Below are 24,773 nucleotides of genomic sequence, written 5' to 3' on the forward strand. Positions count from 1 at the left end.
GCTTTGTAGGTGATGCACAACTGGCCGGTCACCTTCCCCGCGGGCTAGGCTCGGGGCCATGACCGCCTCCGCACCGCAGGTGCCTCCCCGCGTCCGGGTCTCCGAGGCGTCACTGAACGTGCTGCGGTCGCACACCGACCAGCTGACCACCGCTGTGAACCTCCATCTGGAGGGCACCTTGCCGTGGTATCGGCAGCTCACCACCGACGAGCGCGCCTCGCTGCGACTCATCGCCCAGCGCGGCATCATGGGGCTAGTCAACTGGCTGGACAATCCGCAGACCCGCTCCCTGCCGCTGGTCAACGAGCTGCTCGGCTCCGCTCCCACGGACCTGATGCGCAGCATCTCGCTGCAGCGGGCGCTGCAGCTGATCCGCACCATCGTCGAGGCCGTGGAGCACCGCCTGCCCGGTCTCGTTCCCGTCGGGGACCAGCAGGGCATGCTCGAAGCCGTGCTCCGCTACTCCCGCGAGGTCGCCTTCGCCATCGCCGACGTCTATGCCCGTGCGGCGGAGTCCCGCGGCGCCTGGGACTCCCGCCTGGAGGCGCTGCTGGTGGATGCGGTGCTTCGCGGAGAGGCCAGCGAACAGATCACCTCCCGTGCCTCGGCGGTGGGCTGGGGAAGCACCTGTGGCGTCGTGGTCGTCGTCGGGCCGGCCCCGGAGCAGGCCGACGCCGCCTTCATGAGTCACCTGCGCCGCCAATGCGTGCGCTTCGCCGCGGACGCGGTCGTCGGTGTCCAGGGAGACCGACTGGTGCTGCTGCTCGGCGGGGTCACGGACCTCGACACCGGCCTGGAGCGCATCATGCCCAGCTTCGGCCCAGGGCACGTCGTCTACTCCCGCATCGAGGGATCCATCGACCAGGCGCACCGCTGCGCCCAGGCCGCCTACTCCGGGCACGCTGCGGCCCCCGCATGGACGCTCGCACCGAACCCCGTGCCCGCAGACGACCTGCTTCCCGAGCGAGCCCTGGCCGGGGACGACACCGCCCGCCAGATGCTCCGCGACGCGATCTTCGCCCCCCTCGCCGAGGCCGGCAACGGTCTTCTGGAGACCGTGACCGCCTACATCAGCGCCGGGCACTCCCTGGAGGGAACCGCTCGCGAACTCTACGTGCACCCGAACACAGTGCGGTACCGACTCCGACGGGTCACCGACATCACCGGCTGGGACCCCACCGAGCCTCGCGACGCGTACGTCCTCCAGACCGCTCTGGCCGTCGGTCGCCTGTAGACTCGTGCAGGCGTCCGGTTTGTAGAGACCCCACAAAAGTACCCGGAGAGCTTGGTCTCACCGTGCCCCGCTCCGAGCAGCCGCGATATGGAAAGTTGGTAATGTGCTAGCGATCGTATGCCCAGGACAGGGTTCCCAGACCTCAGGCTTCCTCGCCCCGTGGCTCGAGGAGGCCGATTCTCGTGAGACCCTCCAGGCCTGGTCCGAGGTCGCCGGTACGGATCTGCTCCACCACGGCACCGAGTCCGACGAGGAGACGATCCGCGACACCGCCGTCGCACAGCCCCTCATCGTCGCCGCCTCGCTGCTCGCCGCCCGCGCACTAGGCCTCGCGCCCGGCATGCGCCCAGGCGATGCGGACGCCGCCCAGCTGATGCTGGCCGGCCACTCCGTGGGCGAGGTCCCTGCGGCCGCGCTGGCCGGGGTGCTCACGGAGGAGCAGGCGCTGACGCTGATCCGGGTGCGCGCCCAGGGCATGGCCGAGGCGGCCGCCGCAGAGTCCACGTCGATGGCCGCCGTGATCGGCGGGGTCGAGGACGAGGTCCGTGAGTCCATCACGTCCCATGGGCTGACGCCTGCCAACGCCAACGGACCGGGCCAGATCGTCGCCGCCGGCACCGCCGAGCGCATCGCGGCCCTGGAGGCTGCGCCCCCGGCTCGTGCTCGGGTCATTCCGCTGAAGGTCGCCGGAGCGTTCCACACCGAGCATATGGCTCCTGCTCAGCAGGCCCTGAGGGACGCCGTCGCCGATTTCGAGGTGGCCGACCCCGAGGTGCGTCTGCTCTCCAACCGTGACGGGCAGGCCGTGGCCTCCGGTGCCGAGGTGCTGGACCGCCTGGTGGACCAGGTGACCCGCCCGGTCCGGTGGGACCTCTGCATGGAGTCCATGAAGGCCGCCGGCGTGACCGGTGTGCTGGAGCTGCTGCCAGGAGGCACCCTGACCGGTCTGGCCAAGCGCGGTCTCAAGGGCGTGGCGTCCCTCGCCGTGAAGTCCCCTTCAGACCTGGACTCCGCGCGAGAGTTCATCCGAGACCATGCCTGAGTCGAGTCCCCGACTCAGCGCATCGACCACCGCACCATTGAGCAGGCAAGGACAGCTTCCGTGACAGCCACCCTCAACCAGCCAGAGACCGTCACCGGCACACAGGTGATGGGCATCGGCGCCTACCGCCCGGACGTGATCGTCGACAACGATCAGATCTGCCAGTGGATCGATTCCTCGGACGAATGGATCCGCCAGCGCACCGGCATCCGCACCCGCCACCGTGCTCCCGCCGACGTCTCCGTGGTGGACATGGCCACCGGCGCCGCCCGCGAGGCGATCGAGAAGGCCGGCCTCACCGGTGAGGACATCGGGGCCATCATCGTCGCCACCGTGACCCATCCGTACCAGACCCCGTCGGCGGCGGCCGCCGTTGCTCACCAGATCGGCTCCACCCCGGCCGCGGCCTTCGACATCTCCGCCGCCTGCGCAGGGTACTGCTACGGCATCGCCCAGGCAGACTCCTTCGTCCGCTCCGGCCTGGCGAAGCATGTGCTCGTCATCGGCGTGGAGAAGCTCTCCGACGTCATCGACAACCACGAGCGCAGCATCTCCTTCCTGCTCGGCGACGGTGCAGGCGCCGCCGTCGTCGGCCCCTCCGAGACTCCCGGGATCTCCCCCAGCGTGCTCGGATCCAACGGCGAGAAGTGGGACGCCGTGGCCATGACCGGCTCGCTGCTTCCGATGCGCGATGCGCTCCGCGACGCGCGAGCGAGCGGCGACGCCGCCGAGCTGCTGGACCCGGAGAGGGACCTCTGGCCGACACTTCGCCAGGACGGACCCACGGTGTTCCGCTGGGCGGTCTGGGAGATGGCCAAGACCGCGCAGAAGGCCCTCGACGCCGCGGGGGTCACCGCGGAGGACCTGGTCGCCTTCGCCCCGCACCAGGCCAACATCCGCATCATCGACGAGATGGTCAAGCAGCTCAAGCTGCCCGAGCATGTCACCGTGGGGCGAGACATCGCGGACGCGGGAAACACCTCGGCGGCGTCCATCCCGCTGGCCGTCCACCGCCTGCTCGAGGAGAACCCCGAGCTCTCCGGCGGTCTGTGCCTGCAGATCGGCTTCGGCGCAGGTCTGGTCTACGGCGCCCAGGTCATCCGGCTGCCCTGATCGGGCCGTTGAGGAGACCACCACAGATGTCCTGGCCCCACGGCACACGCGCCGCAGGCCAGGCCGAGAGCGTCAGGGACACCTGAGGCGCACATCACCACCCGTACGAGCGACACGTACGACTGAGAAGAAGGGAGCAGCCCCGTGGCTGACAAGAACGAGATCCTCGCCGGACTGGCTGAGATCGTCAATGAGGAGACCGGCCTGGAGACCGAAGAGGTCCAGCTGGAGAAGTCCTTCACCGAGGACCTGGACATCGACTCGATCTCGATGATGACCATCGTGGTCAACGCCGAGGAGAAGTTCGACGTGAAGATCCCCGATGAAGAGGTCAAGAACCTCTCTACGGTCGGCGACGCCGTCACCTTCATCGCCGACGCCCAGGGCTGACCACCTGACCTCGGTGTCCAGGGAGCGGGCCAGTGCCATGGCGCCGATGATCTCGGCCGCGGCGCCGGCCCGCTCCCGACTGAAGCACCCACCACCCACCACTGACCAGAGGTAGATCCATGACACGCCGTCTCGTCATCACCGGCCTCGGCGCCACCACTCCCATCGGCGGCGACGTGCCGACCCTGTGGAAGAACGCCCTGGCCGGGACCCCGGGCGCCAAGACCCTCGAGCACGACTGGGTCGAGAAGTACCAGCTCCCCGTCACCTTCGCCGCGGAGGTCGAGGTCGAGCCCGCCGAGGTGCTCGCCCGTCCCGAGACTCGCCGCATGGACCGTTCCACCCAGCTGGGCATGGTGGCTTCCCGCCAGGCCTGGAAGGACTCCGGCCTCGACGAGGCCGACGTCGACCCGGAACGTCTCGGCGTCTCCTTCGCCACCGGCATCGGCGGGGTGTGGACCCTGCTGGACTCCTGGGACACGCTGCGTGAGCGCGGGCCCCGCCGTGTGATGCCGATGACCGTTCCGATGCTCATGCCCAACGGCGCGGCAGGTGCGATCAGCCTGGACCTGGGTGCCCGTGCCGGCGCCCGCACCGCTGTCTCCGCCTGCGCCTCGGGCACCGAGGCTCTGGAGGTCGCGATCCGGATGCTGCGTGAGGGCGAGGCCGACATCGTGCTCGCCGGCGGCACCGAGGCTGCCATCCACCCGCTGCCGCTGGCCGCGTTCTCCTCGATGCAGGCGCTCTCCCGCCGCAATGACGACCCGGCCGCGGCTTCACGTCCCTACGACGTCGACCGTGACGGCTTCGTCATGGGAGAGGGTGCGGGAGCCTTGGTCGTGGAGACCGAGGAGCACGCCAAGGCCCGCGGCGCGAAGATCTATGCGGAACTGGCCGGCGCGGCCGTGACCTCGGACGCGCACCACATCACCGCCCCCGACCCCGAGGCGATGGGGGCATCGCGTGCGCTGCGCAAGGCTCTCGACGATGCCGGCGCCTCCGTGGAGGACGTCAGCCACGTCAACGCGCACGCCACCTCCACCCCGGTCGGCGACAAGCCGGAGTATGCCGCTCTGAAGTCCGCCTTCGGTGACCGTCTCGACGAGATCTGCATCTCTGCGACGAAGTCACAGACGGGTCACCTCCTGGGCGCTGCCGGAGCTGTGGAGTCGCTGCTGACCGTTCTGGCTCTGCACGACCGCAAGGCCGCAGTGACGATCAACCTGGACAACCAGGATCCGGAGATGCCGCTGGACGTGGTCACCGGCCAGGCGCGCGAGCTGCCTTCCGGCGACCAGGTCGCGCTGTGCAACTCCTTCGGCTTCGGAGGTCACAACTCGGTGGTGGCCTTCCGCACCGTCTGAGTCGCTGAGGACAGAAGAGGACAGAAGAAGGGCGGCCTGCCAGGATCTGAGATCCTGGCAGGCCGCCCTGTCTCACGCTGTGGGAAGCGCAGCCGCGTGGGAAGCGAACGCCCGGAGGCGGTTCAGCGGCGGATCATAGGACCGGCGAGCGGAGGAGGGCCTCACCGGGCCGAGTGGTAGGTGCACCGCGCGTGCAGGTGGCGCGGCAACATCGACGTGGGTACTCAGCCGACTCGATGGAGCCAGCGGACCGGAGCGCCCTCGGCGGCGTGACGGAAGGGGTCGAGCTCCTCGTCCCAGGCCTCTCCCAGGGCCAGCGAGAGCTCCTGGTAGACCACGGAGGGATCACCGGCGCCCATCTCATAGGCGTAACGGACGCGGTCCTCGGAGACCATGATGTTCCCGTGGACGTCGGTGGTGGCGTGGAAGATACCGAGCTCCGGGGTGTGTGACCAGCGGCTGCCGTCGCAGCCCGCACTCGGGTCCTCAGTGACCTCGAAACGCAGGTGCGCCAGGCTCCGCAGGGTGGACGCGAGCGTGGCGCCGACCCCCTGGGGGCCGCGCCAGCTGAGTTCGGCACGGTAGGTTCCCGGCTCGGCGGGCTGGGGCTCCCACTGGAAGTCCACTCGGGCATCGACCACCGACGAGACCGCCCACTCGATGTGTGGGCAGAGCGCGGCGGGCGCCGAGTGGATGTGCAGGACACCCCGGGCCGTGTGTACAGACATATCCATCCTCCGTAGTGCTGTTGGTACGTCTTCCCCTACGACCGACAGCGCTGATCCGGATGATGGATTGCTGGTGTGAAGTTGTGGCTCGACAATTGTGCATGACGTGCAGCTCATCTGCCAAGCCGGGCCCGGAGTCTTCTCCGGCCCGTGGAGCGGGCGACTGACCCGGACTCCGTGCACAGCTTAACAGGTGAGCTGCCAGGAGGACACCCTCTGAGCCTGCTGTGTCCGGCTCCCGGCGGGCAGGAGCGTAGGGGCAGGGACCCAGGTCCGCTCAGGCCCGGGGATGGGCCTGACCATAGGCCTCGCGCAGGCCCTCCACCGAGACATGGGTGTAGAGCTGAGTGGTGGAGAGTGACGCATGGCCGAGCAGCTCCTGGACGGTGCGCAGATCAGCGCCGCCGTCGAGCAGGTGGGTGGCGGCGGTGTGCCGCAGCGCATGCGGTCCCCGGGCGGCTGTGGTGCCCAGGGCCTCGAGAGCGTCGTCCACGACCTTGCGGACCACCCGCTGGTCGATCCTGCCCCCGCGACGGCCCACGAACATCGCGTCCCCCGAGCCCGGGGTCTCCAGGACGGGACGTCCTTCAGCGGTCCACCTCATCAGGGCCCGCTCAGCAGGCACGCCGTAGGGCACCATGCGCTCCTTGTTCCCCTTTCCGAGCACCCGGACCATGCGGCGGTCTGCGGCGAGGGAGGAACGGTCCAGTCCGACGAGCTCGGCCACACGCATCCCGGTGGCATAGAGCATCTCCACCATGGCGAGGTCACGCAGCGCCAGCGCGTGGTGCTCGGGGTGCTGCTCGCGGTCTGCGGCGGTGGATGCGCACCGTTCCGCGAGCCGACGGGTCAGCTCCTCGACGTGTCGGTCCTGGAGCACGTCGGGAAGGCGTCCCCCGCGCCGTGCCGTGCGCAGCCGGACGGAGGGATCCTCCTGCAGGGCTCCCCTCCGGTGTGCCCACGCGGTGAAGCTGCGCACCGCGGCGGTCTTGCGGTTGAGCGAGGCGCGGCTCAGTCCGCCGTCGTGGAGGTCTGCCAGCCAGGTCCGCAGGTGCGGGAGGTCCAGCTGGGCCAGCGGCCCGCAGGCCTGGGCGAGCTGGCGGAGGTCGGTGCGGTAGGAACGGACGGTGTGCGGGGACAGTCCCCGCTCGTGCTCCAGATGGCCGATGAAGTCCTCGAGCAGCGGGTCCTCGCCGGATCGCGACTGTCCTGTCGGCCGTCGCCTGTCGGGCTGCGGCCCCTCAGGGTCGGAGATGGCCTGTCCGCTCATGTGCGCAGTCTATCGGCGACGGCGCTGGATCCGGTCCCGGCCATGACACTCGACGGTGGGCGTCACCCGCCCAACTGGGAGCCCAGCGACCTGCCCCAGTGGCCACCTGACTCACGGGCGAGGCCCCGGCGCTGCAGCCTGGTGAGCCCGGCCAGCACCTGAGACATGGGCAGCCCGGCGACCTCGGAGACCTTGCCCGGGGCACTGAGTCGTCGCAGCGGGAGGGCATCGAAGAGCAGCCGGTCAGCCTGGCTGAGTCCGTCCACCACCTCCGGTCTCGCCCCGCCGGCGGGCAGGGGGAGCTGCTCAGCCTGCACGCCGGCTCCGACTGAGGACCCGACCTCTCCTGTGCCCAGGGCTCCCGACAGTCCTGCCATGAGCTCGACGACATCGGCTGCGTCGGTCACCAGCTCCGCCGGGGTCTCGCGGAGCAGTCGATGGCACCCCGCAGAACTGGGCGAGTGCACGCTTCCCGGCACCGCTCCCACCGGACGTCCGAGGGCGAGAGCGTGATGCGCGGTGTTCTGGGCTCCGCTGCGCCAGCGTGCCTCGACCACGACGGTCACCGCAGTCAGGGCAGCGATCAGCCTGTTGCGCTGCAGGAAGCGATGCCTGGTGGGGCTTCCTCCCGGCGGCATCTCGCTGAGCAGCAGCCCGGAATCCCCCAGACTCCGCAGCAGGGGCTCATTGCCGGCCGGGTAGAACCGGTCGAGCCCGCCGGCGAGCACGGCCACCGTGGGTGCAGGCCGAGGCTGCCTCCCCGCACTCGCCGCAGCACCACCCGCACCCGCCGCAGCCCCACCCGCAGCGGCCCCGGTCCTGATCCCCGTCAACGCCTCGTGACGCCGCAGGGCGGCCCGGTGCGCGGCGGCGTCGACCCCGTAGGCTCCGCCGGAGACCACGCAGACACCATGGCCCACCAGGTCCTCGACGAGCTCCGCGGTGACGCGCAGGCCATAGTCGGTCACCTCCCGCGACCCCACCACAGCCGCCCGTCTCGCCACATGGGGCAGACGGGCCAGGGCCTCCGCCGTATCGCCGCCGGTGGAGCGGTGCCACAGAGCCACTGGTGCCGCCCCTCCCAGGTCATCGAGCTCGCGCGGCCATCGGGGGTCCTCCGGGACCACGAGGCCGCCGCCCGCGCGCCGGATGGTGCCCAGGTCCCGGGCTCCGTCGGCCTGGCCACGGCGGGTGCGCCAGCGCGCGAGGCCCTCGGCGAGATCCCGCTGTCGCCGCCCCAGGCCCGCGGCCTCCCCCTGCACGGCGAGTTCCGTCCTCAGCCGCGCCCCGGGCCTGGAGTCGGACTGGATCAGCCGGTGGGCGTCCTCCGCCCCCAGATGACCGATGAGCAGGCCGGCCAGGGCGTCGCCAGGTTCCACCAGGCGACTGAGCTCAGCACGTCGGCGCAGCAGCTGCTCCACGTCGCCTGTTCCCGCAGCGCAGGTGTCCTCGGGGAAGGTCATGCGGCTCTCCTCTCCTCAGCTGTCTGACGCAGCTGCATGGCGGCGTCGACCTCGTCCGCGCCGGGCAGGGAGAGCCCGACCAGATCTGCCAGCGTCCAGGCCAGGCGGAGCACCCGGACGTATCCGCGCAGCGAGAGCACGGCACGGTCCAAGCAGGCGTCCAGTGCACGGGTGCTGTGCGGATCGAGACGCAGCTGCCCGGTCAGCAGGCGCAGGGGCAGGTCCCCGTTGGTGCTCATGCCCCAGGGGGCCAGCCGCTCCCGCTGGGAGGCTCTGGCCTGGACCACTCGGCTCAGGACCTCGGCGGAGCTCTCCCCGCTCTGCGCCAGGGCCATCGAGGCGGACCTCGGCCTCTCCACCTGCACCTGAAGGTCTATGCGGTCCAGCAGCGGCCCGGACAGCCGTGTCAGGTACGAGCGACGTTGCAGGACCGTGCAGCTGCAGTCCCGACCATTGCCGACCGCCATGCCGCACGGACACGGGTTGGCGGCCATGACCAGCTGGAAACGAGCAGGGTAGGTGACCGTCCCCGCAGCACGGTGCAATGTCACGGCTCCTGTCTCCAGGGGCTGCCGCAGCGCATCGAGAGTGGGCCGCTGGAACTCGGGCGCCTCGTCCAGGAAGAGCACACCACGGTGGGCCCTGGTCACCGCGCCCGGTCGGGCCAGCCTGGCACCGCCACCGACGATCGCGGCGGTGCTGGCACTGTGGTGCGGCGATTCGAAGGGCGCCCGGCGGGTCAGTCGCATGACCGGGCCGGCCTGCCCGGTCACCGACCCGATCGCCGTGACCTCCATGGCGTCGTCGTCGCACAGCGGCGGCAGGATGCCCGGCAGTCGTTCGGCGAGCATCGTCTTGCCGGCTCCCGGAGCTCCCATGAGGAGGAGGTGATGACCCCCTGCGGCCGCCGCCTCCAGTGCGAATCGTGCCTGATGCTGTCCGCGCACGTCTGCGAGATCGGCCACGCCTGGGCCAGGGTCCTCGGTGTCGAGCCCAGCGGCGGCACCGCCGATGTGCCGGTCCATCCCAGCGTCAGGGTCCAAGGGCAGCCGGCTCCGGTCGACGGCGTCGACGCCCCCGTCACGTCCTGCCGGGGCGGCGAAGCCCTTCGCCACCTCGTAGGCGTGCGAGGCGGCGAGCACCTCCACGCCGGGCACCAGAGCCGCCTCCGCAGCGTTCTGCCGGGAGACCACGAACCGCACCGCTCCTGCCCGGGCCGCCGCGGCGACAGCCGGCAGTACGCCCCGCACGGGTCGCAGCCGACCGTCCAGGCCCAGCTCGGCGAGGAAAACGACGTCCTCCGTGCCGACGACCAGCCCCTGGGCCGCCCATGCGCTGATCAGGATCGCCAGATCCAGCGCAGAGCCGGACTTGGGCAGGGAAGCCGGCAGCAGATTCACCGTGAGTCGCCGGGCCGGGAGGTCGAGACCCGTGTTCTTCGCCGCAGATCGGATGCGGTCCTGACTCTCCCGCAGCGAGGCGTCCGGGAGCCCCAACAGGATGAAGGCGGGCAGGGACTGGCCGATGTCGGCCTCCACCTCGATGAGATGCCCCTCCACCCCGACCAGCGCCACCGACCGCGCGCGTCCCATGCTCATGACCGGACATCCTCCAGGTGCTCGATCTGAGGCACGCCGAGCCCCGCCTCGGCCAGCGTCGACGCACCGCGACGCCCGGGTGGGAACAGCACCGCGACGACGTCGATGCGCAGCGGAACCCTGACTCCCGGGTGCTGGGCCGCGTATTCCCGCAGCAGACGGTGCAGCCTGGCCAGCTTCACCCCGGTGACGGCCTCGAAGGGATGCCCGTATCCCCGTCCCCGACGGGTCTTGACCTCGACGCCGACCAGCACGTCGTCGTCGAGGGTGATCAGGTCCAGTTCGCCGTGCCGGCTGCGCCATCGTCGTTCCAGGACGATATGCCCCCGTGCGACGAGGTGGGTCTCCGCGTGCTGCTCCCCCAGGATTCCGAGCTCATCCTTGGTGGGAGCCGTCCGGAGCGGACCTGCCTCCGGGACGGTCGGCGGGGGTGTGAAGTCCATGCGGTGGTGCTCCCTTCTTCGGTGAGCACCACTGTGCCGCTGAGCGGCCCGTCGGGACGACGCCGCAGCAGCGTCTGTGGAGTGTCGGGCGTGTCGTCAGCCGAACGCAGCAGGCTGTGGAGGAACACCGGCGGCCCCGCCTCAGCGGAACCGAGCGTGGGGCCCTCCCACGCTCACACCGGAGCAGGCAGCAGGTTCCAGGACCGTCGATGATGCGGGGTGATCCCCGACTCGACGAGAGCGGCGCGATGAGCCGCCGAGCCATAGCCCCGGTTGGAGTCCCACCCATAGCCGGGGTGCTGGAGCGCCAGCTCCTCCATCAGGGCGTCACGACGGACCTTGGCGATCACACTCGCCGACGCCACCGAGAGCGCCTTCACGTCCGCCTTCACCATGGAGGTGACCCGCGGCGACCGCCCACCGGTGAGCCAGTCATGGGAGCCGTCGAGGATCACTGCGTCCACGGCCCGTCCCAGTCGGTCCTCGACCTCGTCGAGCCCGGCCAGACCAGCTTCGCGGAGGGCCGCGGTGATGCCGACCTCATCGATTCTGGCTGCCGCCCGATGCTGCACGCTGGATGCGGCGGCCCGCGCCGTGACGATCGGTGCCCAGCGCCCGCGGGCCTTGGCCGTGAGCAGCTTGGAGTCCCGGACGCCGTGGAGCCCCTCGGCCACCCCGGTGGCCCGGCAGAGTCGCAGCTCCGGCTCGTGCAGGTCATAGACGGTGACCCCGACGCTGACGGGCCCCGCCAGCGCGCCGCGGCCCACCTCGTCGACCCCGGCCACGTAGCGGGCCCCAGTGGCGGCGGCCAGCTTCAGCTCGGGGAGCAGGGTCGCGTCCTCCGGCATCAGGGTGCCTCGGGCACGTCGAGGAACGGCTCCCTGTCCGAGCCGCCGCCGGACCACCGATCCAGGGGCCAGATGATCGCAGTGGACCGCCCGATGACGTCCTCCATCGGCACCGCGCCCATGTCTCCGTCCTGGACATGGGCTCGGGAGTCTGCTGAGGCGGAGCGATGATCACCGAGCAGCCAGACGTGGTCGTCGGGCACGGTCACGGCGAACTCGGCCTGGCTGGGCACGTCTCCCGGGAACAGGTACGGCTCATCGACGGGTTCGCCGTTGACGCTGAGCCGGCCGGAGTCGTCGCAGCACTCGACCTCGTCGCCGTCCAAGCCGATGACGCGCTTGACCACGTAGTGGGCGGAGGTGTCGGGCATCAGGCCCAGGAAGACCAGCGCATCCTGAGCCGCAGTGGTCTCCGTCTGTTCGGCCGAGCCCCACCAGCCGCGGGTGTCCTCGAAGACGACGACGTCACCGCGCTCGACGTCCATGACCTCGGGCGCCAGCAGGTTCACCACGATGCGATCGTCGACCTCCAAGGTGGCCTCCATCGATTCCGAGGGGATGTAGAAGGCGCGCATCAGGAAGGTCTTGACCACGAAGGAGATGACGAGCGCCAGCACGATGATGGTGCCGACCTCGACCAGGAACGCCGCCGCAGGACTCCTGTCCTTGAGGCGACGACGGGTCCCGTCGGGGCGCTCGTGCGAGGACGTGTCCTCCGGTTCGTGCGGCACCGCGGACGTCTCGTCCTCACTGGTCATCCGGGATCTCCTGGCTCTCGTGGTCGTCGGCAGAGGCCTGCCCGCCGGTGCGGACCGCCTCCGATGCGGGAAGCTCAGCAAGATGGCGTCGTGAGCTCCAGGGCAGGAAGACGTCGGTGGCCCGGCCGATCAGCCGATCTTCGCTGATCATACCGCCACCGGGGGCTCCGAGCAGGGCACGGGAGTCCACCGACTCCGTCCGGTTGTCCCCCATCACCCAGAACCGTCCCTCAGGCACCTGGACCTCGAAGCTCTGTTCCGAGGCCGGGGTGGACCGGGTGGCCGGCTGAAGCAGGTAGGGCTCCTCCAGGGGTTCGTCCCCGACGGTGACTCGACCCTGGGCATCGCAGCAGGCCACAGTGTCGCCGCCGACTCCGATGACCCGCTTCACGTAGGTCTGCGGCGGAGCCCCCTGCCCGAACCAGTGACCGATGTGCTGGACGAACCGCACCATGGCACCCTGGTCGCGCTGATAGGGGGCGAAGGACCCCGTGCCGTCGAAGACGACGACGTCACCACGCCGGACTCCGTCCTCATCGGGGTAGGACCGGTCCACCAGGATCCGTTCGCCGTCGTCGAGAGTGGGCTGCATGGAGACCTGGTCGACCGTGTAGACGTCGATCACGAGAGTGCGCACCGCGGTTGCGGCCAGCACGGCGACGAGCACGGTGAGCACCCCGAGATGCCACAGCCGCAGACGTGCGCGCCGGCGCCCCCGGCGGCCCGCCCCCGCCGCCGGGGGGTGAACATGCGACGAGCCCCGAGTCGTTCCGGCGTCGCCGGATGACTCGGGGCTCGTGGAGGCAGACATGATGAGGAGCCTGATCTCAGGGACGCGCCCGTCGCTCAGGCCGACCCCGGACCGCTCAGGCCTCGGGGGCCTCGGCGCCCTCGGACTTCTGGCGGGCGATGGCCGACTCGCGCTTCTCACGGATGCGGGCGGCCTTGCCGTGGCGGTCGCGCATGTAGTAGAGCTTCGCGCGGCGGACATCACCGCGGGCGACGACCTCGATCTTCTCGGTCACCGGGGAGTGCACCGGGAAGGTGCGCTCCACGCCGACGCCGAAGGAGACCTTGCGGACGGTGAAGGTCTCACCGACGCCGTGTCCCTGACGGCCGAGCACATAGCCCTTGAAGACCTGGACACGGGTGGTCTTGCCTTCGACGATGCTCACGTGCACGTTGACGGTGTCGCCGGGGCCGAACGCGGGAATGTCCTGACGCAGGCTGGCCGCGTCGACGAAGTCGAGAGTGTGCATGGTGCTTTCTCCTCAGACGACTGCCACAGGTCACTCGTCTTGGTCACAGACCTCTCGCCCGGAGTGCGGGCGCGCCGTTGCGGCGGGGTCATCAGGCTGGTTCTCCGGCGCCGACAGGATCAGCGGCACCGGCGGCCCGGCTGTTGATGGTCATCCCCCGTGGCAGATGCGGCCATCCAGCAGGCACAGGGACTTATTATGCCAGATCGGCGCCGGGAGTGGCGACCAGGGGCACGCCGAACGAGGCGCCGAGGCGGGTGAGCCCCTGCGAATCGCCGCACGAGCCGACTCAGTCTCCCTCCGCCTCGCGCCTCGCCGCCTGCTCCTGGGCGACGATGTGCTTGGCATAGAGGTCGGGGCGGATGCGGCGCGTGCGCAGCAGCTGCTCCTCGCGGCGATGCTCCTCGATCCGGGCATGGTTGCCGGAGAGCAGGATCTCGGGCACCTCGAGGCCTCTCCAGACCGCAGGCTTGGTGTAGACGGGATACTCCAACAGACCGTCGGCGTGGGACTCCTCCTCCAGCGACTCCGGGTTGCCGAGCACTCCGGGCAGCAGGCGGGTGATGGCCTCGACCATGACGATGATGGCGACCTCTCCCCCGTTGAGGACGTAGTCGCCGATGCTCATCGGGCGGACCTCGAAGTGATGTCCGGCCCAGGCTGTGACACGCTGATCGATGCCTTCGTACCGGCCCGCCGCGAAGACGAGGTGCTCGCGCTCCGACAGCTCCTCGGCGGTGCGCTGGGTGAAGAGCTCCCCCGCGGGGGTCGGGACGATGAGCACCGGAGGCTCGCCGGCCGGGTGCCGCTGACCTGGCTCGTCTTCTCGGGGGGACGGGTTCCGCCCGGCATCAGCGAGGACGTGCTCCAGTGCCAGCGCCCACGGCTCGGGGGTCATGACCATTCCGGCTCCTCCGCCGGTGGGCGTGTCGTCGACGGTGCGGTGCCGATCCACGGTGAAGTCGCGCAGCTGGTGACGGCGCAGGTCGAGCAGGCCTTCGCGCTGGGCCTTGCCGATGAGCGAGAGGTCCAGGGCGTCGAAGAACTCGGGGAAGATCGAGACGGCGTCGATGCGCATCGTGAGGGATGCCTTCCTGTGCTTCCTCCGCGGCGCCTTCAGCGTCGAAGCGGAGGAGATGTCAGAACAGCCCGACCGGCGGGTCCAGTCGGATCGTGCGAGCCTCGACGTCGATCCCGGGAACGAGCTCCTCGACGAAGGGCACGAGCACCTCCTCGCCGGACGGAGTCTCGACGGACAGCAGGTCCTGGGCCGCGCCGGTGATGATCTCACGAGCCGTACCGAGGTCCTGCTCCTGAGCTCCCACGCAGCGGAAGCCGGCGATCTGGTGGCTGTACCAGCCGTCCTCGTCCTCCGGCTCGGCGGGGACCTCGACGTGGAGGAAGGAACCGCGCAGCGCCTCCGCGGCGTCGCGGTCGCCGATGCCGGCGAAGGTCAGCAGGCAGATGCTCTTGTTCCACCGCTGGCCGGAGACGGTCAGCGAGGCGGTCGTGCGGTCGGGGGTGGCGCGACCAGGGGTGCGGATGAGCACGGCGCCCGGTGCGAGACGCACCGTGGGCTCATCGGTGAACAGCTGCACGGTGACCTCGCCGCGCACGCCGTGCGGCTTGCCGACACGAGCGACCCGCAGGCGCTCCGCCGTCTCCGGCAGTGCCTGCGGGTCGCTCGTGTCGGGGTGCTCCCGGCGCTGATGAGCAGAGCTCATGGGTGTCCGATGACCGTGACGCCGCTCAGCGACGACGGTCGGTGTCGACGACGTCGACCCGGACGTGGTCCCCGTCGGGGAGCGCCGCGATCACGGTGCGCAGTGCCTTGGCGGTGCGTCCGGCCCGGCCGATGACTCGGCCGAGGTCGTCCGGGTGGACCCGGACCTGGAGCACATCGTGGCGGCGGCCGCTGCGGCGGCGCACGTCGACGTCGTCAGGCGAGTCGACGATGCCGCGCACGAGATGTTCGAGGGCGTCGGACAGCACTGCATCAGTCACTGTGGATCACTCAGCCTTGTCCTCGGAGACCTGCTCCGCAGCCTCCTCGGCGGGGGCCTCGGCCTTCGGGGCGCCGGCCTTCTCGGAGAGGACCGAACCCTTCTGCGGGATCACGAACTCTTCCTTGGCGGCCCGGGTCCGCAGGGTGCCTTCGGCACCTTCGAGACCCTTGAACTTCTGCCAGTCGCCGGTGATCTTCAGCAGTGCCAGGACCTGCTCGGTCGGCTGGGCGCCGACGGAGAGCCAGTGCTGGGCACGCTCGGAGTCGATCTCGATGAACGAGGGCTCCTCGGTCGGGTGGTACTTCCCGATCTGCTCGATGGCCGCACCGTCACGCTTGGTGCGGGAATCGGCGACGACGACACGGTAGTACGGTGCGCGGATCTTGCCCATCCGCTTCAGACGAATCTTGACTGCCACTTGAGTGGTCCACTCCTGTTTCTGGTGTCAGGGGCGCGGTCGAGCATCGCGCTGCGTGGGGATTGCTGCTCAGATCGATGCGACCGCTCAATGCCGATGAACCCGCCGCGGGAATAGAGGGTCGCCACGGCTGATCAAAGTACCTTCCTATTCTGTCAGAGAAACCGCCGTCGCGCGATTCGGCGCGCGCTGACGGCCCTGAGCTCACTTGAGATACTTCTCGAAGCCCTTGGGCAGGTTCAGCTGGGACGGGTCGAAGTCATCCTCCGCACCGGCCCCGAAGCTCGAACCGTCCATGCGCCTGCTCGCGGCCTCGGCCTTCCGGCGCTCGGCCTCCTGGGCCTCCTGCGCGGCGCGGGCAGGGTTCCCGGAGCGCGCCTTCTTCTTCCCCTTGCCCTTGACGGCCTTCTTCTTCCCCTTGCCGGCTCCGGGACCCATGCCGGGCATCCCGCCCATGCCCTGCATGCCTCCGCCGCCGGGCATCGCTCCGCCGCCGGGCATCTGCGGCATCCCGCCGCCGGCCATCTTCTTCATCATCTTCTGGGCCTGCGCGAACCGCTCGAGGAGCTGGTTGACCTCAGAGACATGGACGCCGGAGCCCTTGGCGATGCGCGCCCGACGCGAACCGTTCATGATCTTCGGGGCCACCCGCTCATGGGGGGTCATCGAGTAGATGATCGCCTCCACGCGACCGATGGAGGACTCATCGAACTGCTCAAGCTGCTGGCGCATGCCCTGGGCGCCGGGCATCATGCCCAGCATCTTCTTCATCGAGCCCATCTTCTTGAGCTGCTGCATCTGCGCGAGGAAGTCCTCGAGCGTGAAGTCCTCCTGGTCAGCGAACTTCTGGGCCATCTTGGCGGCCTCGGCCTTGTCCCAGCTGGCCTCGGCCTGCTCGATGAGCGAGAGCACGTCGCCCATGTCGAGGATGCGCCGGGCCATGCGGTCCGGGTGGAAGACCTCGAAGTCCTTCAGACCTTCGCCGGTGGAGGCATACATCACCGGCTTCCCCGTCACCGAGGCCACGGACAGCGCCGCACCGCCGCGGGCGTCGCCGTCGAGCTTGGAGAGCACCACACCGGTGAAGTCGACGCCCTCGTTGAAGGACTGGGCGGTGGTGACCGCGTCCTGGCCGATCATCGCGTCGATGACGAAGAGGACCTCATGCGCTCCGACGGCGCTCTTGATGTCGGCGGCCTGCTGCATCAGCTCGGTGTCGACGCCGAGCCGGCCGGCGGTGTCGATGATGACGACGTCGTGCAGCTTCTCACGGGCCTCCGCGACGCCGGCGCGGGCGACCTGCACCGGGTCGCCGGTGGGGGTCTCGGCCTCCGAGGACACGCCCGGGTGCGGCGCGTACACCGGCACGCCGGCGCGGCCTCCGCCCACCTGGAGCTGGTTGACCGCGTTGGGTCGCTGAAGGTCACAGGCCACCAGCATCGGGGTGTGGCCCTGGTTCTTCAGGCGATAGGCCAGCTTGCCCGCCAGAGTCGTCTTGCCTGCGCCCTGGAGGCCGGCGAGCATGATGATCGTGGGCGGATGCTTGGCGAACTGCAGCTCACGGGTCTGCCCGCCGAGGATGCCGACGAGCTCCTCATTGACGATCTTGACGACCTGCTGGCCCGGGTTGAGGGCCTCGGAGACCTCGGAGCCCAGGGAGCGCGCCTTCACACGGGCGATGAACTCGCGGACGACCGGGACGGCGACGTCGGCGTCAAGCAGGGCACGACGAATCTCACGGGCGGTGCCGTCGATGTCAGCCTCGGTGAGGCGCCCCTTGCCGCGCAGGTTCTTGAAAGTCGCTGTGAGGCGATCGGAGAGGGAGTTGAACACGGGGTGCAGGTCCTTGATCGACAGTGCTGGGGCAGGCATGGCAGAGCAGCTCCGGCCTGCGTGGCCGACCGGGCGTGTCAACTGCCGAACCTCTAGAGTAGCAATGTGCGTTGGACAGAGACTCCCCCGGCAGGGCCGCAGACGGTGCCCGCCTCCATTGTCGCCGCCTCGTCGGCTTCCCCACCCGCCCCTGCTCCGTCTGCGGACGGGCACTCGGACGACGGTTCACCCGCGGTCGCCTCGGCCGGCACGCGCACGGATGCCGAGGTCGTCGCGGCCGCCCTGGGCACCCACCAGGCGATGCTGCGCACAGTGGAGGACGCCCATCACCGGGCCGCCGGCAGCTGGGAGTCCGGCACCTCCGACGACGCCTCCGCCACAGCCCGCAAGGGCCGTGCGCGCTCCCTCGCGACCGGGACGGGCAGCTCAGCCTATGCGGCCGCCGCCGACTCCTCGGCCCGCCCGACGGACCGGCTGCGCCGAGCCCACGCGCAGGCCCACCGGCTGCGGGCCGACGAGCACCGGCAGCGCCACGAGTTCCTCGACCAGATCTCCTCCATCGCCCCCTCGGCGGTGTCAGCACTCGGCGCGCAGGACCTCGAGGCGCTCACGGTCCCGGCCGAGATCGGCGCCGAGGCTCTGCACACGCCCGCCCGCCAGCTCCAGGACGCGCTCGAGGCGTCTCAGGGCCTGCCCGACGGCGAACTGGGCATCTCCCGGCCGAAGCTGCCGGTCCGAGTAGGGCTCATCGCCTCGCCACGGGTGCACTCCCGCTTCACCGGCCTCGCCGACGTCGTCGGGCTCACCGGGGGCACCTGGCGGGAGCTCCTCGACGACCTGGACGTGCTCCTGGTGGCCACCGACACCGGCCCGCTTCCGCTGCAGTGGGAGGAAGCGCTGGCGGCCGACCCCGAGGCCCGCGCGCTGCTGGAGGCCCTGGACGAGGCCGAGGAGCCCGGGGAGCGGCAGGCGCTCGAGCACGCCCTGGCACTGCGCCACCTGGCCCAGACCGTGATCCCCGCCTTCCGCGGACGCGGCATCCCGACCGTGCTGCTCTCCACGGCGGGCACCGACATCGCAACCACCGGGGAGCTCGCGCGCGCCTGCTCCCGGATCGTGACCACCGATGCCGAGGCCGCCGCACTGTACCGCGCCCAGGAGACCGACTCGATCAGCGTGGACGTGGTGCCCGCAGGGGTCAATCCGCTGATCCACAGCCCCCTCGGGACCCGCCCTGCTCGCACCGACCTGGTGGCGCTGCTCGGCTGCGAGCAGTCTCATCCCGCCCCCCATCTCTCCCGACCGCCCTATGCCCCGGCCCTGCTGGACGGAGCGCTGATCTCCGGCCGTCCGGCGGTGTTCCTCCAGCCGGACCCTTCCCAGGCCCCGGACTCCGAGCACTGGGTGATCCCCACCCGGTACGGCCCCTGGACCATCTCCGCAGACGAGGCCGCCGACATCGACCTGACCTACGGCACCGAGAGCCTGCAGCGCGGCATGGACGTGGCGCTCGCCATCAACGCCGTGGTCGGCTCCCAGGCGGTGTTCGACCCCCAGGTGCTGGAGCTGCAGGCCTGCGGCACCATGGTCATCGCCACCTACAACCAGGGGCTGAACTCGTACCATCCGCACACCTACATCGCGAACTCCGCCGAGGATGTGGCCAAGACCCTGCAGCTGACGTCGCGGGAAGAGCTGCGCCGCGTCCAGGGCGACGGCATCCGGAAGGTCTTCACGGACCACCACGCCTCGGATGTGCTGCGCCGCATCTGTGCCCGTGCCGGCCTCGAGGTCGCTCCGGTCCGTGAACGCGTGCTCGCCGTCACGACCGAGCACACCACGGCCCTGGCACGCGAGATGGCTGAGCAGAGTCACGGCGAGGTCGAGCTCATCACCTGGGAGGAGCTGGAACGGCGCATCACCGCCGAGGGCGCCGAGACCGTGGCCGCTCAGCTGGACGTGCTGCTTCCGGTCTCTGCGGACCGACAGCACTCCCCCACCTATGTGGCCGACCATGTGGCGGCGTTCCGCTATCAGTCGGCTGCGGTCACCCAGAAGCTCGACGGTGACGCCGCCGCCACCGACGCGCAGGCCCACCGGCACCGCACCGGCGTCGTGGACCTGGACCTGACCGCCTGGTGGCGGCCGGAGCCGACGCTGCTCTCCTCGGTGGAGTCGCTGCACCAGGCCGCCGAGCAGGAGCGGGTGTACTGCCTGGACCACCTGGGGCACCATCGTGCGCGCAGGACCACCGGATCGTCGAGCGGCGACGCTTCGTCGGGCACCAAGGGTTCACCGGGCACCACCATGGCCCGGCCCTCGTTCTGGGAGGTGGTCCGCGGGGAGGCCCACACCTCAAGGCACACCCCCACGGTGATGCGCCGACGGGGAGACGCTGCGCGGGCCTCGTCGGCGCCGTCGCCGTCCTCCCAGTCGTCACACACCCCCTCCGCCGGATCCACCGCGGTGGCCCCCGCCCCCGGTTCCCCGGCGGCACGTCCTCGCCGCCCGCTGCCGGAGCCGCACCAGGGCGACGATCTGCCCCAGGTGCAGGACGAGGCCCGTCGCACCGCCGAGGAGCTCGACCTCAAGCTCGCGGTGGTGGTGCCGATCTACAACAACGGAGACCATCTGCGGCACAAGGCCTTCGCCTCGCTGCGCCGCTCCAGCGTCTTCGAGCAGATGCACATCCTGCTCGTCGACGACGGCTCCACGGACCCGGCCACGGTGGACACCGTGGAGGAGCTGGCCCACGACTGGCCCCACGTCACCGCCTACCACCATGCCCGTGGCGGATCAGGCTCCGCCTCCCGGCCTCGCAACACCGGCCTCGCCTTGAGCTTCACTCCGTACGTGACCTATCTGGACCCGGATGACGAGGAGCTCGACGACGGCTACTGGGAGCTCATGGAACGTCTCGAGGAGGAGCCGGACGCCGACTTCGCCTTGGGCACGATGGCCGTCTGGACCTCCCGGCGCACAGTGCACGACTACCACGCCTGGTTCGCCGGTGCGATCCCCCACCGGGACGGACTCTTCCGGGTGGACCGGGGCACGCTCCCCGCGATCGGCTTCCGGCCCGCGAGCATCGAGGCCCTCGTGGCCCGCACCGACTGGCTCAAGTCGCTGGAGCTGGTTCAGCCCGAGGGCGCAGTCGGTCAGGACACATATTTCTTCCAGCAGCTGCTCTACCACACGAGGGCCTACGCCCCGGTCTACCGCCCGGTGTACACCTACTACGGCGCGGTGGACACGTCCATCGTGAACGTGGTGTCCCCGAAGTACTTCCGGAAGTATCTGATCCTCGAGCAGGCGCGTTCCGCCTGGCTCCGCGAGACAGGGCTGCTGGAGGCCTATAAGGAGCAGCGCTTCGAGAGCTTCTTCGTGACCTGGTACCTGAGCAAGTACAAGCGTGTCCTGCCGCATGAGCGCCAGGAGGCCGCCGCCGTGCTGCGGGAGATCGCCGACGCCTACGGCGAGTACAGTTGGACGTCACCGAAGGCCCGCAGCTTCATCCAGGGCCAGCTCGACTGACCATCCGGATGTGGGCACCGCGCTAGCGGCTCTCCCAGGAAGAGCCGCTAGCGTGAACCAGAGCCCACCGCCCGGCGCGGGTCCTGTCTCCCCTGCGGAGCTCAGGGCCCGGCCCGTTCCATGACGAGGAGTACTGAGGACCCGCATGAGTGCAGATGCCGCGACCGAGCAGCAGCCCCTGTCGGAGGACGCACGTGACGTGATCGTCGCGCTGCTCGGCCAGCAGGAGGCTCTGCTCGCCGAGCTCCGCTGGGCCTACGACCAGCTGGAGCGGACCCAGGAGTCCGACATCGTCGAGCTCCGCGCCCGCGTCGCCAAGCTCGAGCACCGCGTGGCCGCAGGCAGGCATGTCACCGCACCCGCCTCCGCGCCCTCGGCACCGGACTCCTCCGACTCCCGCGTCGGCCAGGTGCTCAGACGTGTGGAGAACGCCGTCCAGGAGCCGGAGCGCACTTTCCGTGCGGCGAAGCGCCGCGTGCGCCGCCAGGTCGGGAAGGCTGCCCGGCGAGCAGGGCTCTCCCGGTGACCCCGGCCCGTCTGGTGGGCCCCGCCGCACGTCAGGCCGAGCTCGACCGCGCGCGTGAGCAGGTCGGCCAGCTGATGAGCTCGGCCGATCCCCTGGACGCGCTGCGCGTCCACGGTTCCTTGGACACTCTCGGCGTCCGGGACTCGTCGCCCTTCTGGGGCGGACGGTCGGGCAGCGAGGAGCTGGTCGCAGAGCTGCTCCCCGCCGTGGGTGCGCTCCCTGTGCTGGAGTCCGGCGCCTCACGCCCTGCCCTGCCCTGCTCCCTCGCCGTCCTCGGTGATCCGCAGCTGGCAGAGATCCTGCAGGGCTCGGCCGATCTGCAGATCGTCGACCCGGACGACTGGGAGTCTGCAGTGGCGCCTGCCGACGCGGTGCTGCTCTCCCCACAGACGGTGAAGTCACCGCGAGCCCGCGGCCGAGTCATCGCCGCCGCCCGGGAGGCCTCCATCCCGCTGATCTACCTGGACCTCACGCTCCCGGTGCCCCAGCCGCCGGAGATCAGGCTCGCCGCGCGCTGCGACGTCGTCCTGGCCGTCTCGGACACGGCAGCCGAGGAGTACCGCGGCGGAGTCCCCGCCTCCGTGCAGGTCGCCGAGCTGGTGCACCCCATCAGCCCGCTGCGCCGATCCCCGCTGGGATCTCGTCAGCAGCCGATGCGCCTGGTCTCACACCTGGAAAGCCGGCGCGCCGGAGCTCTCGACAAGGATGCCCGCTGCAGTCTGCAGTGGATCCACGACGGGGTCATCGCCTCGGGGTCACAGCTGCTGATCGATGAGAACGTCCATGGCCGTGGGGCCTGGCGTCATAGGACCCCGGTGCGGCACCGACCGCACCTTGCTCCCTCGGCGCGGACGCTCGTCTCCGAGTTGGACCGGCTCGCCCCGGTCAGCGTGGTGACCCAGGAGGTGGCCGGCTCACAGACCTTCTTCTCACCACGGACGCTGGACCTGCTGGCCTCGAGCTCCCTGGTGCTCTCCACCTACAACCAGGGGCTCAACTCGCACTACCCGGAAGTGCACATCGCGAACTCGGCCGAGGACGTGGCCGCAGGCCTGGAGGAGCTGCACCTGGAGGAGCTTCGCCGCGCTCAGGGCGACGGCGTGCGCCATGCCTTCCGCCGGCACCACGCCGTCGACGTGCTGCGCGAGGCACTCAGGATCGCCGGGCTCCGGGTCCCGGACGCCGCGGACCGGGTCCTGGCGGTCACTACCGAGGACGAGCGCGCCGACCAGCTCCTGGCGGAGGAGCTGCAGGTCCAGCAGTCCGGCGCAGTGGAGCTCGTGAGCTGGTCCGAACTTCCCGGACGAGAAGGCACGTTCGACGTGCTGCTGCCGGTCTCTGCCCGCCGACGCTACTCCCCCACCTATGTGGACGACCACCTGGCCGCGCTCTCGTACCAGTCCGCGCCGGTGACCGGGAAGATCGACGCCGACAGTGCAGAGGCCGCAGACCGCCACGCCCATCGCGACCTGGAGGGTCCCGGGCTGAGCGCCGATCGGGCCTGGCCGGCAGCGGCCCCTGACGGGCCGCTCACCGACATCTCGCTCAGCGCGTGGCTGCACCCGGATGCCGCGCGGCTGGCCTCGCCCGAGGCGCTGTGCGCCGGTGCCGGCCGAATCCACCTGCAGGACCACCTGGGGCACCATCTCCGCGAGCCGGGGCTCGCGGAGATCCACGTCCGCTCCCACGAGACCACGGCGGCAGAAGACTCTGCCGGAGGTCCTGCGGAAGACACCGTCCGGCGGGCCCCGAGCGCTCTCACCCACGGTGAGGACCTCGAGGCGGTCCGCGGGGAGGTCGCACGGACGGCCGCACGTGAGGATCTGGACCTCTCGGTGATCGTGCCGGTCTACAACAACGGCGAGCACCTGCGGCACAAGGCCTTCGCCTCGCTGCGGCGGTCCACCGTCTTCGACCAGATGCACATCCTGCTGATCGACGACGGCTCCACCGACCCGGTGACCCTGGACACCGTCGAGGAGCTGACCACGGCGCACCGCAACGTCAGCTCCTTCCACCATGCCCGTGGCGGATCAGGCTCGGCCTCCCGCCCCCGGAACACCGGACTCGAACTGGCGCAGACCCCGTACCTCACCTACCTGGACCCGGACAATGAGGCCATCGAGGACGGCTATGCCCGCCTCTACGAGGAGATCACAGCCCACCCGGACGTGGACTTCGTGCTGGGGAATATGTCGCAATGGGCGCGCAGACACACCCGGCTGCCTTACGCGGGGATCCTTGCGGAGACCTTCGCCGCCCAGATCGAGGAGGACGGTTCTCTGGCGGTGCCTGACCGCGCGCTGGAAACACTGAGCTTCCGTCCGTTGGGCATCCAGACCGTCGTCGCGCGCACCGACTGGCTCAAGGGGCTGGGCATCAGCCAGCCCCCCGGGGCCGTCGGGCAGGACTCCTACTTCTTCCAGCAGATGCTGCACTATGCGCATCGGATCCGGACCCTCGACGTCGGCGTGCACACGTATTACATGGCCGTGAGCAACTCGACGATCAACACCCTGAATCCGAGCTACTTCAAGAAGTACCTGCCGCTGGACAGCGCACGGGCCCGGTGGCTGGACGAAGTGGGGCTGTTGGAGGCCTACCGCCGGGACCGGTTGGAGCGTTTCCTGGTCTCCTGGCACCTGCCGAAGCTGAAGAAGGTCCGACCCGAGGAGTGGTACGAGGCCGCGGAGAACCTGGCGGAGCTGCTCGCCTGCTACGGCGAGCATGTCTGGACCGACCCTGCCGCGCTGGAGTTCTGGGATGACCTGGAGGAGGCACGGAGGAGTTCGGCGAAGCGCCGCTGAGCCTCGCCAGCCGCCGCTCAGCCCAGAACTCCGCCTGCGGCGACTTCCCGAAACCGCGGCCGCACAGTACGTTGGATCCAGCGACGTCCGCCACCGCGGGCCGGGACCGTCGACGCTTGTCAGCCACGGGAAGGAATGC

General features: G+C 70.2%; 22 protein-coding genes. 8 read left to right on the plus strand and 14 right to left on the minus strand.

Features of this window, described 5'->3' with window-relative positions; translation table 11 throughout:
• The first annotated feature begins 58 nt into the window (after positions 1-58).
• The 5 genes from HNR09_RS15675 (at position 59) to fabF (ending at position 5,143) form a co-directional block, all read left to right on the plus strand.
• Positions 59-1,234 (plus strand): PucR family transcriptional regulator, encoded by a 1,176-nt coding sequence (locus HNR09_RS15675; RefSeq protein WP_179542871.1) that lies wholly within the window; start codon positions 59-61, stop codon positions 1,232-1,234.
• 103 nt (positions 1,235-1,337) lie between these two features.
• Positions 1,338-2,276 (plus strand): acyltransferase domain-containing protein, encoded by a 939-nt coding sequence (locus tag HNR09_RS15680; protein WP_179542872.1) that lies wholly within the window; start codon positions 1,338-1,340, stop codon positions 2,274-2,276.
• 108 nt (positions 2,277-2,384) lie between these two features.
• A complete protein-coding gene (locus HNR09_RS15685; RefSeq protein WP_179543266.1) occupies positions 2,385-3,389 on the plus strand; it encodes a beta-ketoacyl-ACP synthase III in 1,005 nt (334 codons plus the stop codon).
• 144 nt (positions 3,390-3,533) lie between these two features.
• Positions 3,534-3,779 (plus strand): acyl carrier protein, encoded by a 246-nt coding sequence (locus HNR09_RS15690; protein ID WP_179542873.1) that lies wholly within the window; start codon positions 3,534-3,536, stop codon positions 3,777-3,779.
• A gap of 119 nt (positions 3,780-3,898) precedes the next feature.
• A complete protein-coding gene (gene fabF, locus HNR09_RS15695; protein ID WP_179542874.1) occupies positions 3,899-5,143 on the plus strand; it encodes a beta-ketoacyl-ACP synthase II in 1,245 nt (414 codons plus the stop codon).
• A 224-nt stretch (positions 5,144-5,367) separates the two neighbouring features.
• On the opposite strand, the gene HNR09_RS15700 is transcribed toward fabF, so the two are convergent.
• The 14 genes from HNR09_RS15700 to ffh all read right to left on the minus strand — a co-directional run bounded on the left by HNR09_RS15700 (position 5,368) and on the right by ffh (position 17,767).
• Positions 5,368-5,871, minus strand: a complete 504-nt coding sequence (locus tag HNR09_RS15700) for a DUF3145 domain-containing protein (protein WP_179542875.1) — start codon at positions 5,869-5,871, stop codon at positions 5,368-5,370.
• Between the two features lie 277 nt (positions 5,872-6,148).
• Positions 6,149-7,141: a tyrosine recombinase XerC gene (locus tag HNR09_RS15705; protein WP_179542876.1), complete on the minus strand. Its 993-nt coding sequence runs from the start codon at positions 7,139-7,141 to the stop codon at positions 6,149-6,151.
• A 62-nt stretch (positions 7,142-7,203) separates the two neighbouring features.
• Positions 7,204-8,604, minus strand: coding sequence for a DNA-processing protein DprA (locus tag HNR09_RS15710; RefSeq protein WP_179542877.1), 1,401 nt, complete (start codon positions 8,602-8,604; stop codon positions 7,204-7,206).
• Complete coding sequence (locus HNR09_RS15715) at positions 8,601-10,202, minus strand: YifB family Mg chelatase-like AAA ATPase (RefSeq protein ID WP_179542878.1); 1,602 nt, start codon at positions 10,200-10,202, stop codon at positions 8,601-8,603. Before HNR09_RS15715 ends, HNR09_RS15710 begins: the two co-directional genes overlap by 4 nt.
• Complete coding sequence (locus tag HNR09_RS15720; protein WP_179542879.1) at positions 10,199-10,645, minus strand: YraN family protein; 447 nt, start codon at positions 10,643-10,645, stop codon at positions 10,199-10,201. Before HNR09_RS15720 ends, HNR09_RS15715 begins: the two co-directional genes overlap by 4 nt.
• A 173-nt stretch (positions 10,646-10,818) precedes the next feature.
• Complete coding sequence (locus HNR09_RS15725) at positions 10,819-11,493, minus strand: ribonuclease HII (RefSeq protein WP_179542880.1); 675 nt, start codon at positions 11,491-11,493, stop codon at positions 10,819-10,821.
• Positions 11,493-12,251, minus strand: coding sequence for a signal peptidase I (gene lepB, locus HNR09_RS15730; protein WP_179542881.1), 759 nt, complete (start codon positions 12,249-12,251; stop codon positions 11,493-11,495). The genes HNR09_RS15725 and lepB (HNR09_RS15730) overlap by 1 nt, the downstream gene beginning before the upstream one ends.
• Complete coding sequence (lepB, locus tag HNR09_RS15735; protein WP_179542882.1) at positions 12,241-13,062, minus strand: signal peptidase I; 822 nt, start codon at positions 13,060-13,062, stop codon at positions 12,241-12,243. The genes lepB (HNR09_RS15730) and lepB (HNR09_RS15735) overlap by 11 nt, the downstream gene beginning before the upstream one ends.
• Before the next feature lie 55 nt (positions 13,063-13,117).
• The gene (rplS, locus tag HNR09_RS15740) at positions 13,118-13,510 is read right to left on the minus strand and encodes a 50S ribosomal protein L19 (RefSeq protein ID WP_179542883.1); all 393 of its coding nucleotides are present in this window, start codon (positions 13,508-13,510) and stop codon (positions 13,118-13,120) included.
• Positions 13,511-13,799: 289 nt separating this feature from the next.
• Entirely contained in the window at positions 13,800-14,588 is a 789-nt protein-coding gene (gene trmD, locus HNR09_RS15745) for a tRNA (guanosine(37)-N1)-methyltransferase TrmD (RefSeq protein WP_179542884.1), read from the minus strand.
• A 61-nt stretch (positions 14,589-14,649) separates the two neighbouring features.
• On the minus strand, positions 14,650-15,234 hold the full coding sequence (gene rimM, locus HNR09_RS15750; RefSeq protein ID WP_179542885.1) for a ribosome maturation factor RimM: 585 nt from the start codon (positions 15,232-15,234) through the stop codon (positions 14,650-14,652).
• Between the two features lie 25 nt (positions 15,235-15,259).
• Positions 15,260-15,502, minus strand: a complete 243-nt coding sequence (locus tag HNR09_RS15755; RefSeq protein WP_179543267.1) for an RNA-binding protein — start codon at positions 15,500-15,502, stop codon at positions 15,260-15,262.
• A gap of 18 nt (positions 15,503-15,520) precedes the next feature.
• On the minus strand, positions 15,521-15,934 hold the full coding sequence (gene rpsP, locus HNR09_RS15760) for a 30S ribosomal protein S16 (RefSeq protein ID WP_179542886.1): 414 nt from the start codon (positions 15,932-15,934) through the stop codon (positions 15,521-15,523).
• A 204-nt stretch (positions 15,935-16,138) separates the two neighbouring features.
• Positions 16,139-17,767, minus strand: a complete 1,629-nt coding sequence (gene ffh, locus HNR09_RS15765) for a signal recognition particle protein (protein ID WP_179543268.1) — start codon at positions 17,765-17,767, stop codon at positions 16,139-16,141.
• Positions 17,768-17,872: 105 nt separating this feature from the next.
• Between ffh and HNR09_RS16545 the strand changes: the two genes are divergently transcribed.
• The 3 genes from HNR09_RS16545 to HNR09_RS15780 all read left to right on the plus strand — a co-directional run bounded on the left by HNR09_RS16545 (position 17,873) and on the right by HNR09_RS15780 (position 24,634).
• Positions 17,873-21,301 carry a glycosyltransferase gene (locus HNR09_RS16545; protein WP_179542887.1) on the plus strand — a complete coding sequence of 1,143 codons (3,429 nt, stop codon included), beginning with the start codon at positions 17,873-17,875 and terminating at the stop codon, positions 21,299-21,301.
• A 145-nt stretch (positions 21,302-21,446) separates the two neighbouring features.
• A complete protein-coding gene (locus tag HNR09_RS15775) occupies positions 21,447-21,827 on the plus strand; it encodes a hypothetical protein (protein WP_179542888.1) in 381 nt (126 codons plus the stop codon).
• A complete protein-coding gene (locus HNR09_RS15780) occupies positions 21,824-24,634 on the plus strand; it encodes a glycosyltransferase (protein WP_179542889.1) in 2,811 nt (936 codons plus the stop codon). Before HNR09_RS15775 ends, HNR09_RS15780 begins: the two co-directional genes overlap by 4 nt.
• Positions 24,635-24,773: the final 139 nt, after the last annotated feature.

Source organism: Nesterenkonia xinjiangensis, from assembly GCF_013410745.1.
In the GTDB taxonomy this organism is placed as follows: domain Bacteria; phylum Actinomycetota; class Actinomycetes; order Actinomycetales; family Micrococcaceae; genus Nesterenkonia; species Nesterenkonia xinjiangensis.